Consider the following 555-nt stretch of genomic DNA (forward strand, 5'->3'; position numbering starts at 1 on the left):
GCTTACACCTCTCGATGTACACGGCTCTCCATTGTTACTCAATTATTCAAAACTCAATTTCTGTGGATTTCTTTGTGACAATCTCGACAGACCACCATAGTTTTTCGGTTTCGCGCTATTAGGTATTTCTCCCATGGAGCTTTTCCCTTCAAGTCTTTGAGCCTTTTAACATGGTGTATTTCATAGTGTGTCGCTTCGGTTGTTCCACACAACTTACAAACTCTTGCTTTTAATCCATCTTCAAAAGGGTTACGTTTATGACTATAGATAACTGCGTCATTACGTATTTTGTCACTAAATGAACTTTGCCCTTTACAATCAGAATATTTTGCGAAATAGAGTCGTTTTTCACCTTTAGCCGTCTTATATGGTACACACCATTTCCCTTGCCCATCTTGATGCAAGCGAATAATTCGGGCAATGCTGCTTTTACGCTTTGCTGCAAGTGTTTTTAAGCAACTATACTCCATAAGGTAAGCAAAGTAATTTAAGTTGTTAAAATTACTTGCCATTCGGTAGTAGTTACAGATTCCTCGCAATTCTGCGTTGTAGGTT

Annotated in this window: 1 protein-coding gene; it reads right to left on the reverse strand. The window is 38.6% G+C overall.

What is annotated here, in order from left to right; all coding sequences use genetic code 11:
- Positions 1–53 precede the first annotated feature (53 nt).
- Positions 54–555 (reverse strand): HNH endonuclease (locus tag ABFX15_RS12090; protein WP_346025644.1); only part of this gene is annotated, 502 nt, incomplete at its 5' end.

The organism is Alkalibacterium indicireducens (assembly GCF_039522005.1).
Lineage (GTDB): Bacteria > Bacillota > Bacilli > Lactobacillales > Carnobacteriaceae_A > Alkalibacterium > Alkalibacterium indicireducens.